Below are 16664 nucleotides of genomic sequence, written 5' to 3' on the forward strand. Positions count from 1 at the left end.
GCAAGGCTGGAGAAGGGGCAACCGACTAACGATCAGAAAATGACATTCAGTCTTCTCGATAAACGTGAGAATCCTATAACATCTTGTATACATAAGCAGAAGAAGCCGCTCTCCGGTAAGTTGGAGGGCAGCTTTATGAATACGATTTTATATGAACCGTTCTATGCTTCTCTTGATGTCCTGACCAAGTTCAACTTAAAACTATGCTTGAATAAGAGCCTTCACAACCATTTTCACGGCATTATTGGCCGCTTCCTCGATCGAAGAGCTATTTACAGCGACATTGATTGGCAAAAAGGCTTGGCCGATTATTTCCTGCGCAATGGCTTGGTCGTTGCCGTTCACAGTACCAACTAGTACCAAAGCAATAAGTCCCGCATTGTTTAGCAATGTGGCATAACCCGCGATTTGCCGCACAGATTCTCCTAAGCTGTTATCGATTAGCATCGTATGATAGCCTCTCGCTACCAACCGTTTCTCAATTTCCTTCGCAAGAACAGAGTTGTCCGAAGCTGAACCAGTAAGCCAAAGCGTTAATGGCTGCTGTCCTTTTTGCTGGGCACGAACATCTCTTGTGATTTCCGTATCAATCCGGTCGGCACTGTCAGAGCTTTGTAGAGCTTTGTCGATCACGCCGCAAGCGGATGTCATATTCGTTACACGATCGATGAGAATAAATCCACCGATGCTTTTATTTTTTTCAAACGCATCAAAAACAATACCATCCGATAATGAAAATTCACATTTAGCCACTTCATTCTTAACCACATGATCGGCTGTAACCGTATTGCCTGTATTAATATCGATTTTGTGATTAATTGCCGTTACAGTACCAGGAAGAACCTTTGTACCTACCTTCACCAGAACATTTTTCCCTGGCGTCAGGACAGAATCATCCATCCAAAGAATTGTGGCGCTGAAGCTGTCAGCCTCTTGAAGCTGATTGTCCTTCGTAAACACACAACCTCGTGAAACGTCGACTTCCCGATCCAATTGAATAGTGACAGGTTGTCCGGCATGTGCCGAATTTCTGTCCTGGTCTGTTACAAAGATGCGTTTCACCTTCGCCTTCTCACGGCTAGGCAGTGTTATCAGCTCATCGCCAACTGCGATGCTGCCGGCTTCAATCTGGCCTTGGAATCCGCGGAATGTGTGGTCCGGTCGGCATACCCGCTGAATGGGCATCATAAACGGCTTCACGTCGTCGTTCGCATGAACATCAACACTCTCCAAATACGGCAGCAAAGCAAGACCCTCATACCATGGCGTATTGGGCGATTTCTTTGTAATGTTATCCCCTTCTGTTGCAGAAACAGGGATCACCTGAATGCTTTCAAACCGGAATTCAGTGGTGAGACGAGAGAATTCTTCTTTGATTTCATCAAATTTCTTCGTATCAAAACCAACCAAATCCATCTTGTTTACGGCCAAGACCAGATGCTTAATCCCCATGAGGGCACAAATTCGGGTATGGCGCTTCGTTTGAGTAATAATCCCTTTGGTTGCGTCCACCAGAATAACGGCAAGATCCGCAAAAGATGCGCCTACCGCCATGTTGCGTGTATATTCTTCGTGCCCCGGCGTGTCCGCTACAATGAAGGAACGGTGATCCGTCGTAAAATACCGGAATGCCACATCAATCGTAATTCCTTGCTCACGTTCGGCGATGAGCCCGTCAAGAAGCAAGGAGTAGTCAATTTTGCCGCCGCGGCTGCCCAGCCTGCTGTCCAGCTCCAATGCTCTCTCCTGGTCGGCGAACAAAAGCTTAGCCTCATAAAGCATATGTCCAATTAGTGTGGATTTACCGTCATCCACGCTTCCACAAGTAATAAATTTAAGCAGACTCTTCATCTTAGAAATAGCCCTCCCGTTTACGTCTTTCCATGCTGCCCGCTTCTTCCTGGTCGATAACTCTTGTTGTCCGTTCGGATGATACCGCACCAAGTGTTTCTTCAATAATAGCATCCAGCGAGTTCGCATCTGACTCGGCGCCGCCAGTCAGCGGATAGCAGCCTAATGTGCGAAATCTCATCTTCAGCATTTCAATCTTCTCACCTGGCTCAAGCCTCATTCGCTCATCATCCGCCATGATAATCTGTCCATCGCGATTAACGACAGGCCTTTCTTTCGCGAAATAGAGAGGCACAATATCAATGTTCTCTCTTCGAATGTATTGCCAGATATCTTTTTCCGTCCAGTTGGAAATCGGGAATACGCGGATGCTTTCACCCTTATTAATTCTTGTGTTGAAAAGCTTCCACATTTCCGGCCGCTGATTTTTCGGATCCCAGGCATGATTTTTATTACGGAATGAGAAAATCCGCTCCTTCGCACGTGACTTTTCCTCATCACGTCTTCCACCGCCAAAAGCAGCTGTAAATCCGTACTTGTCCAAGCCTTGCTTCAGGGCTTGAGTTTTCATAATATCCGTATATGCGGAACCATGATCGAAGGGGTTGATCCCTTGCTCAATTCCTTCCTGATTGGAGTGAACAATCATCTTAATTCCGAATTCTTTCGCCTTGCGGTCGCGGAATTCAATCATTTCTTTGAACTTCCACGTTGTGTCAATATGCATGAAAGGAAACGGCGGCTTCTCCGGATAAAATGCTTTCAGCGCCAAATGCAGCATCACGGAGCTATCCTTACCGATTGAGTACAGCATCACGGGATTTTCACATTCCGCCGCTACTTCTCGAATAATATAAATGGCTTCAGCCTCGAGTTGATCTAGATGTGTCGTTTCATCTATGGAATCAAGCATCAATTTGTCCATGAAATAAGTGCCTCCCTTTAATCCTTACTAAATCTATAGACTATAGTTTATATCCTATCAGATTTTCACTTTAATGCAAAGTGGAATAAAGTTTTTTCTTTTATTTTTTGATAAACCACAATTCACCGATTAGAACGTTCCTGCGTCTGGCATGCTACGAAAAAAAGCAGCTCTCCATTTCAGAAGAACTGCTTTCCCTAGCCCTTAATACTACCCCGCTTAGATTTCGACTTGCCGCTCGGAAGCAAATTGCTGAATGCTCACCTCGCGGCGCTTGTTTTTCGCTTCAATTTCCCTCTTGAACCTTACGTAACGTAATGATTTATAATGAACTTGCGAGCAAGACGAAACGCCGGCCAAAGGCCAAAACTATCAGTAAAATAAATGATGAAATCGGAGGAGAAATGAATGAGGAAACTTGTATTGTTCATGCATGTGTCACTGGATGGGTATGCGTCGGATTCGAACGGTGGACTGGATTGGATTCCGTACAACGAGGAAATCGAGAAATACGCCAAGGAGGTCGTTGCCGAAGTCGGCTCACCCGTTTACGGACGCACGACGTATCGAATGATGGAGAGCTACTGGCCCACGGTGCTGGACAATCCGAATGCGTCGACGCACAGTATGGAGCATGCCAAATGGGTGCAGGATGTTAAGAAGATCGTCATTTCCGGCTCGATGGACAAGGCTGAATGGAACAATACGATGCTGATCAAGGACAATATCGCAGAGGAAATCAAGGCGCTCAAGGAGCAATCTGGAAAAAATCTCGTCATCTTCGGCAGCCCGGGGGCGGCGAAGACGCTGCTTGAGCTTGGCTTGATCGACGAATTCCTGCTGACGATTTGTCCGGTCGTACTGGGCGGCGGAAAATCGGTATTCGACGGCTGCGGTGAGAAAATCAAGCTCAAGCTACTGTCCAGCCGAACGTTCAAGTCGGGCATTATCGCGACCCGCTATGAGTTGGAGAAATAGCCGCGCTGTACAAGGTCCACTAATGAGTACGTTAGTTCAACAAAGCAGCGGCGGTCTAAGACTTTATTTTCTAGTTCAGGGCTGCCGCCAGTGAACATATTAGGATCAATCTAAAACTTGTTTTTCGATACCTGGACTTTTTCAAACACTGAAACCGCGTCCAATTAACGAAAAAAGCCTAATACTCTATTTTCTTTCGACGTCAGCTGCACCTTATCCACGATGTCATCAGCTTCAGTGCCGAGAATATCAATCAACGTAATCTCATTGCCTTCCTTATCCATGCCAATCGGGTCATGCAAAGAAACGTCCTTCCGCGTTTTCTTCATAGAGCACAGATACAGAAGTATTCACTCTCAATACAGCGAGCCGCGAACGTCGCGAGCTTCGTGCCTTTTACATCATAATTTACTGTGTATGATTGGGTTTTCTCCTGCAGAACTTAGTTTTGGTCGGCATAACGCCACCAGACAAGTGTACCTATAAAACCAATACAACCTGTTAAATACGGAAGCGTAAGGCTAAGCGTCTGCAAATGATTGCCCTCCCCGGAAGCACTGCTGAGGAGCGCAGGAACTGCCCATGGAATAAATTCAGCGATACCCATGCTCCCGCTGAGATTAGCAACAACCATGGTAAGCACGACAAATCCCAAGGGGGAGAGATAACCGCGCCCAACACTGGCGATCCAGGCTACCGGTATGCTTAAACAGATAACCATAAGCGCAAGCCAGACATATCCTGCAAAGCTTTGACCAATAACCGCAAGGCTCCAGCCATCCAACTGGACGAACCAGGCAGTTAACCCTCCTATAGTGAACATAATCACTGCCAGCACCGCGCACCAAACTGTGGCAACAATCAATTTAGCGGCTGCCACTCCGTAACGGGAAAGCGGAAGGGCCAGCAAATCCTTTACCGTGCGGTCGGAATATTCCCTACCAAATACCCAACTATATACAAAGCCGAATCCGATCAATCCCCCGATCGAAACAGTAGTGCCAAGGTGTGTCATAAACCCCGACAAATCCATGTCCCCCTCAAAAGCGTCCTGGGAGCCAACAAAGCCGGAAAAGGTGAGTCCTAGCATGACCGGCAGCAGTGTGCTGGCGAGCAGCGAAATCCAGAGCAGTTTAGAGCGGCGAATTTTCAGGCTTTCCGTCCATATTGCGGTTGACAGGTGGGTCATCCTTTTGTTCCTCCCTCGATTTCAATCATTCTAAGAAAATAAGCCTCCAGATCCTCTTCTTGGACGTTAAGCTGCATTGGCGGCATATGCGCAGTCACTAGCAGCTTGGCGATTCGGTCCGGATTCGCAATCGCATCATCCTCAGAGAGCAGCAGTCCGTCCTCGGACATCTTCACCAGATAGCCCTCCTGAGTCAGCTTTACCCGGGCTGCTTCGGGATTTCGGGTCTGTACAAGCAGACGCTTCCTTAGTAAATGCTGCAAAGCTTTAACATCCGTTTCCTGCAGCAGCTTGCCATGGTGAACAATTCCGATCCTCGTCGTCAGTCTGGCGACCTCGCCCAGAATATGGCTGGAGATAAAAATCGTCACACCGTGATTGGCGGCAAGATCGTGGAGCAACTTTCTTACCTCGACTATTCCTGCCGGGTCTAGTCCGTTGGTAGGCTCATCTAGAATCAGCACCTTCGGATTGTGCAGCAGCGCTTTAGCCAAACCCAGCCGCTGCCCGTTGCCGAGTGACAAATTTCCAGCTTTACGATTCCGGTAGGAAGTAAGCTCAAGTTTATCCATTACGGAATCGATGACTCCGCGATCAGCTATACCCCGCAAACGGCGAATGATCTCCAGATTCTCCTGAACGGTCAGCTCAGGATAGGAGTAGGGTGTTTCCACCATATAACCCACATTAGTCCACAGTTTATGACTGCCGGCATCCACGCGTTGTCCGAACAAATAGGAAGCACCCGAATCTGGCCGAATCAGACCTAGCAGCATTCGTATCGTTGTCGTTTTGCCCGCACCGTTCAGTCCCAGGAAGCCGTAGATTTCCCCTTTGTTCACATGCAGGGAGAGTCCGTCAACAGCAGCTTGATTGTTCCCATGATGCTTAGTTAGGCCTTCCGTCCGAATAATCACATTCATTATACTATCCCCTTTTTAAAACTAACTAGTTATTTATATTTAACCAAAAAGCAACCATCTTTTAAAGCAAAGACGGTTCCATAACACCATGAATGATGAATGTTGCAATTTGCTCAATCGTCTGTTCTCTCATCTGCGGCGAATCCAGCTTACCAAGCATACTTCCATACCGGGAAAACGCTTGAATAGTCGCCGTGGTCATGTTCATAAGCAGAATTGGAAACATAGCCGAATCAAAATCTTGCCGGATGATTCCATTCTTCTTAGCGGCTTCGGCCAGCTCATGTAATTGGGTAATATCATCGGGACGGTAGGTAATTTGATTCCATGTCTTCCATTCTTCCGCGGCCTCCCAGAATAAAATCTTCAGGTAGCGCGGGTGCTCCAAGAGAAACTCATACGTTTCTCGAGTAATTGTTTCCAGAAACCGCCGAAATGCCACAGGATCTTTAATAAATTCTTCGTTCTTCAGAAAATCGGTAATTGCTGCTCCTGTAGCCTGTTCACCTATTTGGTCGGCTCGTTTAACGACTTCTGTATAAAGCCCCAACTTGTCTCCGAAGTACTGGTAGATAAGACTTTTATTGTATCCCGACGCTTTCGCGATAACGTCGATTCGAGCCGCCGAATAACCAAGATTGGCAAATGCCTCCTCCGCAGCATCAAGTATAATCACTTTGGTTCGGACAGCATCGTAAGTACGTGAACTTTTCTTACTCTCTGTTGGCTCTATGATTTTCACACCCTTTTTATAACTAACTAGTTAGATTATATTGCAGTCCATAAGAAAGGTCAAGTAACAGACCATTAATTATGACGCCACACTATAAGTCTTGCATATACTTATAAATGCCAATCATTTAAAATTTCAGCTTTCTTCTATTATATTATTCTTCACATTTAAGTCTAAAACGAAAAAAGCCTGATAGATCAATGATCTTGACCATATCAGGCAACCTTTTCATTTCACTTATACATGTATTTAGTCTCATTTTATAAATCAAACACATATGATCTTGCTGTTCCTCAGACCGGAGATTTTCCGCCTACTTCCTTCAGGTTCCACCCTCACGGTGGACACCCTTGTCTTAAGCTCGTTAGTCTTCTTCTTGAATTTCACGGTAGGCGCCGGGAGTCGTGCCTGCGTACTTTTTGAACACTTTGGCAAAATAGTGCTTGGTGTCGAAGCCGACCTGCCGGCTTATGGCGCAAACGGTCAAATGAGGCTGCGTTTTCAGCAGTTTTTGCGCCTCCCGGATCCGCAGCGTATTCAAGTAATTGACAAAGGTGTCCCCCGTCTCCTTCTTGAATAGGCTGCTGATATAATTCGGATGCAGACTCATGCGTTCCGCGAGATGATCAAGGGACAAATTGTTCATGTAATTCATCTGCAAATAGGCTAGAATTCGTTCCGCGTGCCGGCTGTACTCCGAATCCGATGCGGCGGGAAGCTCCTCCTTGACTCGGCTCAGCAGGACAGCGATTTCCTTTTTGTCCAGCGGCTTAAGCAAATAATCCACAACACTCGAGCGAAGAGCCTGGCGGACATATTCGAACTCGTCATAGCCGGTCAGGATAATGAATCGATCACAGAATCCCTCGTGCCTGGCTTCGTGTATCAATTCGAAACCGTTCTTCTCCGGCATGTTGATATCGGTTATCGTCACATCGGGCATGAAGCGCTTCATCGTCTCCAATGCCTCCAGGGCATTTAAGGCTGAACAAATGTCAGAACCAATCGGCGCGACTTCTTCTACGATTTTAACTAACCCTTTCAGAATCAATGGTTCGTCGTCTACGATCAAGATCCTCAAAGTCCACCGCCGTCCTTTTCACGATGATAATGCGCATGCAGGTTCCTTTACCCGGCTCGCTAATAATCTCCAATCTGGATTCTCCCCCAAAAAAGCCCTTTACTCTTTCATTGACGTTCTTCAAACCTACGCCGACAGGCTCCTCCGATTTTCTAAGCTCATCGTGTCTGGACAGCCGTTCGCGCAGCTCGATAAGCTTCTCCGGCGGAATCCCGTTTGCGTTGTCGGAGATGTCGATGGTAACTTCTCCTTCCGTTTCCGTCGCTTGCAGCCGAATATGAACGGGGCGCAGAACGGCGGAAGCTCCATGTACAATGCTGTTTTCAATAAGAGGCTGTAAGAGGAAGCGCGGACAAGACAGCCTTGCGGCATCGAGCTCAACATTGACCTCGAAGGTCAGCCTGCTTTGAAGCCTCATCTTATGAATGTTCATGTAAAAGGATACCATCTCGATTTCCTTCGCGAGAACCGTTTCTTGCCGCGTGGACGACAGGCTGTACCGCATCAACTTCCCGAACCAGAAGGAAATATCGGCAACTTCCTTGTCGTTGTTGGCTTCGGCAACCATTCGAATCGTTTCGAGCGTGTTGTAGAGAAAATGGGGCTTAATCTGTGCTTGCAGCACCTGGTAAGCCGCTTCTTTGTTGCGAAGCTCAGCGCGGTGGACATTGTTAATGAGTTCGTCCATTCGCCTAACCATGGAGTTATAGGTGACGATTAAAAATCCGATTTCGTCCTTTCCGAGCTTGCCGCTTTGGATCGTCAGCTGCCATAAGTTATCGTCGTTTAAAGTGCGCATATGCCGGGCCAACCGGAGAATTCGCTTAGTGATCGTCGATGCCAGCAAATAATAGGCGACGGATAAGGCGATTAACAGCAGCACGATGATCGTCACCAACACGAGTTCTTTCTGCTTCACGGAACGGAATACATCACCTACCTGGCCGGTGATGATGACGCGGACATCCAGCGGGTCGAGCTTTAGTTGATTGACAATCATATTACGATTGATAAAAAAATCCCGTTCCTCCGCTTGCAGAAGTTTCAACGTCTTATGGTCCAACCCTGCCGATTCATTCGTCAGCAGATTGCCTTGTCCGGAAAGCAGCGTGGCTTTCCAATTCCCCTCCACGCCTGCGGCAGCATAGAAGTTGCGTATTAAGCTGTTGCTAACCCGGATTTCAAGGAGACCGATCCGTTCCGTAATTTGCGTATTGTAAATGTACTGGTAGTAAATCAGATCCGGATCCGAATCGTTTGGATTGGCTCGCAGCCATATCCCCTGCCCGGCTTTCAAAGACGTAACGGTAGCTTCTGTATGCGGATCCATCATAGACCAATCCCGAAACAGATTGGTAATGGGCAGCACCTGATCCTTCATCTTATAGATGACGATAGACTCGATCTCGGGATTGGCGAACATAGATTGGGTGTACAAAGGGAGAATATATCGAGTCAGCGCGTAGACGCTGTCCGCGTCGGAATCATATACGCCATCCAGATAATCGGTCAGGTAAGGATTATATTGCAGCACCCGGTGAACCGATTGAATCCGGGCGAAGTCCGTTTTCATATTGGCGTACGCCTGCTCTAGTATCTTCTGCCTGCTCTCTACAAATTGTTGGGTCAAGTTGCCATAGATTTGCGTGTAATAGTGATAACCAAAAGCGATAACTGGGATAAAGATCATAATTACGTAACCAAGCACGATCTTGCGCATGATGCTCACGGCAGCATTTCCCTCCAATAAGGAATCCATATATCGTAAACTTATCACGTACAAAAGAATTCCGCTAGAGTCGCATTGCCTCCAGAACGATCGATCGCAAATGGATGGTTAGCTTCCTCCATAGGCCGCTCTTCCGTCCGCGGCGAAGGAAAAGTCGCGGTCAGGCCCCCTATAATCGGACCAATTGATATACACAGAATAGGACTCCTCCTCGACACTAAATAACGGGATGAATCTAGCCAGAATCCCCTCTTCGTCTTCGAGTAAAACCTCCAGCTTCTCCTCATGTGTAATTTCAACGATTCTCTCTTCCAGATTCCACTCTGTTATCCCTTTCAAAGGCTTGTCGTCTCCAATTCTAGCGAGCAGCACGTTGCCGTACATGACAGCGGCTAATGCTTCCGAGCCCGGCAATGGAACCAACCTCAAGGAAGCCTCAATTTCAATGTCTATCCGGTCCCCTTTGCGGAATAGGCGTTCAACCCCGACGTAGCCGTCTTCCTTTTGGAGTTGGATAGACTCATGATTGAATTTAACGTTCTTGACGGATTTTTCCCGGAACAAAATCCGAAGCTCAACTGGCTCTTCGACTTCGAAATACAAGCTGGACATCAGACTGTCAGGATAACACGTCTGCTGATCAATGACGATCCCCCCATCCTTCCATGCTGCCGTCGAGGAAATAAAGGCGTTAAGAAGCACGGTATTCCCGTTCCTGAACCAGATGTTTTTTTGCAGCTCGCTCATCGCTTCGACCCCCGACGCGGTACAGCACCAGAAGGAATCATAGGGTTCGCTGAATTTTTTCGCCGCTTGCCTTCCAAGAGGCTGATGATACTGGGAAAGACCAGTTCTAGCGCTGGCGCTGTTCAATATCGCGTTGTACTTGAGGGATTCCAGATGGTCCAAATACTCGGCTTCTGAAGACCATTCCAGCAAGCACTCTACAATCCTTTCCGTATTATGCGCGCAGCAGCTTTCGCTTTCGCCGCCGGTCAGCGCATCGGATAATTGGCCGTATCCGCCCCAATGCTCCGCCTTTTCCGATACTCCGCCCCGGATGAAGGCCGTCGCCTTGGAGCTGTTGTTTCCATTGGCGAGTGTTCTCCCTTTCAAGAAATCGTAGAAATGGAGAGCTGCCTTTTTATAGGATTCCTCTCGTCCTATCTTGTAGCGATGCATGGCTGCGATAATCATCGGAAGATGCGTGTTGGCATGCAGGTCTTCCAATACATCTAACCCGCTCGCAAGCGCCCCAATCCAGTAATCCCTGTCGAATTTGCGGGCCAACTCTAGAATGGGGACTTCGCCGGTTAACTCGTATAATGTGTAAAGCGCGTCTCCCAAGCCGCCAAACTCGTTTACAGGATTTACTTTCGTGCAGCGAAGAATCCCATCGATTTTCCAATAGGAGAGATTGTCGAATCTTCCTCGAATGTAATGAGCCAGATTTACGGCAAGGTCCAGTGCTTTGGCATTATGCAAATACGTATAACAATCGATTAAGCCCTGCATGATTTTGTGCAAGGTATAGTAGGGAGCCCACACGTTGCGGTTCTCCTCGAACTCCAAAACGCCGAGCTTTTCCTCTTCAAAGGCGCTCAAGAAACCGTTTGGCTGCGCGCATGCCTGCATGACATCAACCATTTCGTTGGCCTTAGTCTTCAACGATTCGTCGCCATCGCCATATGCGAATTTGGCGCATGCGGACAGAAAATGCCCGACGAAATGTCCTCTCAAGCCGCAATCGGGGGCCTCCCAGCCGCTCAGGGGCTCCGCGTCGGACGGAATCCCCGCATTAATCTTGAACGTGTGCATCAGTCGCTGAAGATCAAAATCGCGAATGTATGTTTTGACCCGTTCCCTGCGAGAGGCAAAGACGTCGTCGGTTAACCTGACTTCATCCAGTTGAAACGAGGTAAACATAAAAGGCATCCTCCATTCGGACAAGCAAAATTTGGCGACATCGAGAAACATGAGTTACCGCGGGAGCGGATCGTACTGAAACGCTTCACGAGCCCCTCGTCCTCCGCGGTATAGCGTACAAAGTCCGGCGGGAACGATCAGCGCTCCTGCCGGACTTTGTCTTATTTTTTAAACAAATCCTTCTTCTTCTGATACGTTTGGTTTGCCCAATCCACCAAGCGATCCAAACCGATCTTCTCCGCATTCTTCACCATGGTCTCATAGTTAGCCACGGTCTCTTCTTCCGATTTCGCCAAGTAAATTTTGACCTTCTCGTTTTTGATCATCTCGTCGATCTTCGTTTTGATCGTTTTCTCTTCCGAATCCGGCTGCAATTGAATCAAACCGAGCTCCGGTTTGTATACCGTAAACGCTTTTTTCTCCATCAAGGCTTTCGTCTTCTGAGCCCCCGGCACGTAGCTCAGCATTCCTTCCGTAACGCCGTCGTTGTACAGGTACCACCATTTGATTCCGTTGGTGTTGACGAAGTCAGCATCGGACGGATCATATTTCAAATTCGGATAACCTTCGTCGTTCCAAGTCCAATGCTCGCCTTCGACGCCAAACATTGTTAATTTCTTTCCTTCGTCGCTCTCGAGATACTGAAGGAATTTGATCGAAGCCTCGGGATCCTTGTTATTCTTCGTGATGAACGTACCTGCGAAGCCCAGTCCCGAGCTGACCGCTTTCGTATTTTTCGAAATTGCGCTAGGCAGCATCTGGAAAGTATACGAACCGCCCGCGTTTTTAACCTTGATATTGTCCATGTCCGCTATGCTTACCGTATGGCTATGCGCAAACGCCTTTCCGCTGGTCGCATACTGGTCGTCGATCTGATCGTTCGTATAGGCAAAGTTCTCCGCCAGAATGTCCCCTTCGCGGTAAAGACGGTTCATGAATTTAAAAAATTCCAGCATTTCCGGCTGCCTTATCGCATAGTCCACTTTTCCGTCCCGCTCGTACCAGCCGTCCAGAAGACCTTCGACGCCGAACTGCTGCAGGAAGTATTGCTCGATCCAATCCTTATCCATAATCAGCGGAACCATGTCCGGGTATTTTTGTTTGACCATGTCCAAAACCTTTACAAAGTTATCAATGGTGTCAATCGGCGGATTTCCGAGTTCTTTCAGAATATCCTCGCGCACCGCGATGCCCGGGTTGCCGTCGCTTCCGAGCGAATACTTGTTCTGCGCCATTTCCTCCTGGGTCGCGAAGGAGTTGCGCACCGTGTAGAAATTGCCGTCGTCCATCGTGTGTATCGCAATTCTTGTCGGGTCGATCTTAAAGTCCGGCGCGTATTTCTCGATCAATTCATTCCATGGATAAGCAAGCTTCGAATCGGACATCCGGTCGATGTTGGCATTCGTAAAGACAAGATCCGGGAGGTCTCCGGAAGCGATCATCAGCGGAAGCTGCTTATCGTCGGTTGCGACCGTCACGTTCAGCTTGATTCCTGTTTTCTCCGTAATCTTCTCGGCAACCGACCCCTTCCATTCCTTCACCGGATACCAGGAGGCATCGATAAACAAGGATAACTCCTTCACCTCGTTGCTTTTTGTGGGCGAATCAGAGGTTGTCCCGGACGAATTTGTAACGACTGCGTTTTCCTTTTGACCGTCATTGTTATTGCCGCATGCGGACATCAGCGCTATCGTCATAATAAGGACCAACGATAGGAGCAGAGCCTTCTTCCCTTTGTTTCTGTTCAATTTAACCCCTCCAACTAGTGATGTTTATATTAAAGCAAACGCTTTAATATCTTGCCAACAAAATCAGCCTTTCACGGAACCCAGCATAATGCCTTGAATGAAAAATCTCTGGAGGAACGGATAGACACATACGATAGGCGCGATAGAGATGACCATGGCGGCTACCTGAAGCGAATAGCTGGTGACACCCGCTGAGGCGCTGTTCGCAACTGCTATTGCGTCCATCGGCGCGTTGCTCTTGTTGATTACCTCCATCATCCGGAAGGCGAGCGTCCGCAGACCTTCCGACTGTACGAAGTAAGCGGAATCCAGCCAAGAGTTCCATTGACCAACCCCCAAGAATAGCGACATGGTTGCAATCAGCGGCATCGAGACGGGAAGAATGATCCGGTAGAAAATAACGAGCTCGTTAGCCCCATCCATGTACGCCGACTCCTTTAATTCGCTCGGAATGTCTTGAAAGAACGAAATGGCTATCAGCAGAAAAAACGTGCTCAGCATGGAGGGAATTACATAAACCCCGAACGTGTTCAGCAGTCCGACAGAGCGCAGTACGACGTAATACGGTATCAGACCGCCGGAAAAGTACATCGCAAATATAATGACCGTGAAATAACTTTTACGAAACAGCAGATCGCGGTGCGATAATCCGTACGCGACCAAACAGGTAAAAAGGACGCCTAAGACTGTTCCTGCAAGCGTTCTCATAATCGTGACCAAAAAAGCGCGGTACCAGTGGGGATCATCCAAAAACCTCGCGTAGTTCTCAAAGGAGAAAGTCCTTGGCCATAGATAAACGCCTCCGAGAAGCGAATCAGTTCCTTTATTAAAGGAAAGTATCAGCACGTAATAGAACGGATAAAGCATCGATAACGCTAGAATGGCCAGTATCGCATAAATCAAGGAATCCATGATACGGTCTTTATATTTCTGGCTGAGCTGCATGCCCGCTCCCCTTTCCTAAAATAGACTTGACCCCGAAGTGCGTTTGGCGATGAAGTTGCTGGAGAAGATCAGGACGACGGAAATGACGGACTGGATTAAATCAATCGCTGCCGCGTAGGAAAATCTTCCATCTCTTAATCCAACCTTAAACGCGTAGGTTTGTACGATTTCCGAAGTAGGATTGTTGATGCTGTTACCGAACAGGAATGCCTGCTCGAAGTTGGAGCCGACCAGCCCTCCACCCAGAATGCTTCCGATTGTCAGAATGAGTACGACGACGATCGTGCCTTTCATTCCGGGAAACGTAATATGCCGAATTCGAGCCAAGCGGCCCGCTCCGTCGATCTGCGCGGCTTCGTACTGCGACGGGTTAATGCCCGCGATCGCGGCCAGAAAGATAATCGTCCACCAGCCCATTTCCTTCCAAACAGCACTGCCCGTCGCTAGTCCCCAGAAATAGTTGGGGTTCGTGAGCAAATCAAGCGGTTTGTCGATCAAGCCTAGCGCTAGAAGCGCCTTATTGACCATTCCGACATCGGTCGACAGGAAGGCGAAAGCGATACCTGCGACAACGACCCATGAGATGAAATGAGGCAAATAGCTGATCGTTTGGACAAAACGCTTAAATCGCAAATGTTTTACTTCGCTTAATAGAATAGCCAGCAATATGGGAGCTGGGAATGCAAAAAAAACCTTTAGAAGACTTAAAACCAGCGTATTGCGAACGATCGTTCCGAACTGGTAGTCGCTAACGAACTCCTTGAAATGCTTCAACCCCACCCAATCGCTCGTAAAAATCCCCTTGATCCCGGTAGAGATGGAATACTGCTTGAAAGCCATTAGAATGCCAAACATCGGCGTATAGGCAAAGATCAACAAAAAAATCATGCCGAGCCCGACAAACAGGTGCAGCGTTTTTTGTTTTTTGAACCGCTTCCAAAACTGCGCTCGCTGTTCTGTTTTCTCATTAAATCTGTTTACCCGAGTATCTACCTCCATAGCTGCTCCTCCTTTGTTTCCAGTGTACCCTCTTAGACAAAGCCGTCGAAAGCCAACATTCTTAAGAAAGCGTTGTCAATTTTGAAGATCGCTCATAAAAAGCCGAACTGGTAACCATCCTGAACGGAAAAATATAGTCAATAAAAGCTATAGTCCGACTCCAGGCCACCCATTTTCTGCTCTTCTCACACAATAAAAAGGAAGCACGTTTATGAAAACATGCCTCCGATTATTGATTGAAACTTTTTTATTTCCTAAGTAATAATGCCCATAACAAATGATTACTGGATATCAAGTATTACTTTTTTGCATCAATCAAACGAAGCAGCATAATTGTCGCTTCAGCCCGAGTGGCAGGATCCGTTGGAGCGAAACGATTACCGTTTTTGCCCTTAATGATACCCAAATCAGCGGCGGCCGCGATGGACGGAAGCGCCCATGGCTTAATATGTTGTTTATCGGCAAATGAGACCTTTGCATTCGGATTAAGCTCGCCGTCGTAAAGCCTCATGATCAGGACAGCCATTTCAGACCTGCTAATCAAGTGGTTCGGACGGAAGCTACCATCCGCGTAACCTTTAATAAGGTCAGCTTGCTCCGCTTCCGCGATATAAGACCTTGCCCAAACAGGAATTTTATCTACATCACTGAAGTTTAGCGACATACCGCCTTTCATTTCGAAATCAAACGCCCTCGCGGTCATAACAACGAACTCCGCGCGCGTAATCTTCAAATCCGGACGGAAAGTTCCATCACCGTATCCGCTTATAAATCCCATATTGACAGCGCGTTCTATCCCTTCTTTGGCCCAATGACCGGCAATATCCTTGAATGTTCCGGAATTTCCCGCTGCTTGCACTGCGATGTCTACTTTCGTTCTCGGCTCGACAACAGTATCAGTAAGGTCGCTTTTCACCAGCTTCACGCGCGTTAATTCTACTGTCGACTTTTCCGTATTATTGCTAATTACTTCGAACGTGATTGCTGCGAGCTCGACTTTTCCCGATAGGCCGACGACCTTGCCAACCTTCGTATGCGCGAACACGACAAGACCATCCTCAGGGGCAACCGGAACGGAGAATCCTTGAAGCAGGCTTGCACTTTTTTTGTACAATAGTTTGTTTTTATCGTATTTCAAATTGATTTCGAAGCCATATACATCGGTAAGATCCGATCCCGTCACCGTCACCACAACTTGATTTCCCTTCACGGACGCATGAGTGGAGACTAATAAGCTAAAGGAGGCGTCCTTAGCCATTGCGTACGCCGGCAGCACGTGAAGTGCTAGCCAAGCAGCTAGAAGCAACATTCCGATTCGATATCTCAAACGAATTCCCTTCCTTTCGCGATTTAAGATTTGATCAAGCTAATATTTGCGATTCGAAACGTCTCTCTCTCTCTCTCTCTCTTGCAGTAACCTCCGATTAGATTCGGATTCATTCAGGCGTAATGATAACGCCCCTATGACGGTCCCTGCAAGGTAGAACCTACCTCCATTAAGCGAGTTGCCGCCAAATCCTTCAATTAGAGGGCCAGTTGTATGTGCCATATCGTACATTTCCTTGTCAAATATGAAGCCCAAAACAAAGAAATGGCGGCTCAGAGTTAACTTCAGCTAAGGCCACCATTTCTTTATT

Annotated in this window: 13 protein-coding genes and 1 pseudogene; 1 reads left to right on the forward strand and 13 read right to left on the reverse strand. The window is 47.6% G+C overall.

What is annotated here, in order from left to right; translation table 11 throughout:
* Window positions 1-201: 201 nt before the first annotated feature.
* Together AB4Z29_RS11745 and cysD are read right to left on the reverse strand one after the other, a co-directional pair.
* The gene (locus AB4Z29_RS11745; protein ID WP_441943234.1) at window positions 202-1851 is read right to left on the reverse strand and encodes a GTP-binding protein; all 1650 of its coding nucleotides are present in this window, start codon (window positions 1849-1851) and stop codon (window positions 202-204) included.
* Between the two features lies 1 nt (window position 1852).
* Window positions 1853-2776, reverse strand: coding sequence for a sulfate adenylyltransferase subunit CysD (cysD, locus tag AB4Z29_RS11750; RefSeq protein WP_441943235.1), 924 nt, complete (start codon window positions 2774-2776; stop codon window positions 1853-1855).
* 408 nt (window positions 2777-3184) lie between these two features.
* On the opposite strand from cysD, the gene AB4Z29_RS11755 reads away from it, so the two are divergent.
* Window positions 3185-3754, forward strand: a complete 570-nt coding sequence (locus tag AB4Z29_RS11755) for a dihydrofolate reductase family protein (protein WP_441943236.1) — start codon at window positions 3185-3187, stop codon at window positions 3752-3754.
* A 182-nt stretch (window positions 3755-3936) separates the two neighbouring features.
* On the opposite strand, the pseudogene AB4Z29_RS11760 reads toward AB4Z29_RS11755, so the two are convergent.
* The 11 genes and pseudogenes from AB4Z29_RS11760 to AB4Z29_RS11810 form a co-directional block, all read right to left on the reverse strand.
* Window positions 3937-4151: pseudogene (locus AB4Z29_RS11760) on the reverse strand (RNA polymerase subunit sigma-70); the annotation flags it as partial.
* A gap of 45 nt (window positions 4152-4196) precedes the next feature.
* Window positions 4197-4943 (reverse strand): ABC transporter permease, encoded by a 747-nt coding sequence (locus AB4Z29_RS11765; protein WP_441943237.1) that lies wholly within the window; start codon window positions 4941-4943, stop codon window positions 4197-4199.
* A complete protein-coding gene (locus tag AB4Z29_RS11770; protein ID WP_441943238.1) occupies window positions 4940-5866 on the reverse strand; it encodes an ABC transporter ATP-binding protein in 927 nt (308 codons plus the stop codon). Before AB4Z29_RS11770 ends, AB4Z29_RS11765 begins: the two co-directional genes overlap by 4 nt.
* A gap of 61 nt (window positions 5867-5927) precedes the next feature.
* A complete protein-coding gene (locus AB4Z29_RS11775; RefSeq protein WP_441943239.1) occupies window positions 5928-6608 on the reverse strand; it encodes a TetR/AcrR family transcriptional regulator in 681 nt (226 codons plus the stop codon).
* Window positions 6609-6963: 355 nt separating this feature from the next.
* The gene (locus AB4Z29_RS11780; RefSeq protein WP_441943240.1) at window positions 6964-7680 is read right to left on the reverse strand and encodes a response regulator transcription factor; all 717 of its coding nucleotides are present in this window, start codon (window positions 7678-7680) and stop codon (window positions 6964-6966) included.
* On the reverse strand, window positions 7628-9400 hold the full coding sequence (locus AB4Z29_RS11785) for a sensor histidine kinase (RefSeq protein ID WP_441943301.1): 1773 nt from the start codon (window positions 9398-9400) through the stop codon (window positions 7628-7630). Before AB4Z29_RS11785 ends, AB4Z29_RS11780 begins: the two co-directional genes overlap by 53 nt.
* 117 nt (window positions 9401-9517) lie before the next feature.
* Window positions 9518-11335 carry a beta-L-arabinofuranosidase domain-containing protein gene (locus AB4Z29_RS11790; protein ID WP_441943241.1) on the reverse strand — a complete coding sequence of 606 codons (1818 nt, stop codon included), beginning with the start codon at window positions 11333-11335 and terminating at the stop codon, window positions 9518-9520.
* A 161-nt stretch (window positions 11336-11496) separates the two neighbouring features.
* Window positions 11497-13083, reverse strand: a complete 1587-nt coding sequence (locus AB4Z29_RS11795; protein ID WP_441943242.1) for an extracellular solute-binding protein — start codon at window positions 13081-13083, stop codon at window positions 11497-11499.
* Window positions 13084-13146: 63 nt separating this feature from the next.
* Window positions 13147-14028: a carbohydrate ABC transporter permease gene (locus tag AB4Z29_RS11800; protein WP_441943243.1), complete on the reverse strand. Its 882-nt coding sequence runs from the start codon at window positions 14026-14028 to the stop codon at window positions 13147-13149.
* Window positions 14029-14043: 15 nt separating this feature from the next.
* The gene (locus tag AB4Z29_RS11805; RefSeq protein WP_441943244.1) at window positions 14044-15027 is read right to left on the reverse strand and encodes an ABC transporter permease; all 984 of its coding nucleotides are present in this window, start codon (window positions 15025-15027) and stop codon (window positions 14044-14046) included.
* A 298-nt stretch (window positions 15028-15325) separates the two neighbouring features.
* Entirely contained in the window at window positions 15326-16354 is a 1029-nt protein-coding gene (locus AB4Z29_RS11810) for an S-layer homology domain-containing protein (protein ID WP_441943245.1), read from the reverse strand.
* Between the last annotated feature and the right edge of the window lie 310 nt (window positions 16355-16664).

This window comes from Paenibacillus sp. 2TAB23 (assembly GCF_052115165.1).
Lineage (GTDB): Bacteria > Bacillota > Bacilli > Paenibacillales > Paenibacillaceae > Pristimantibacillus.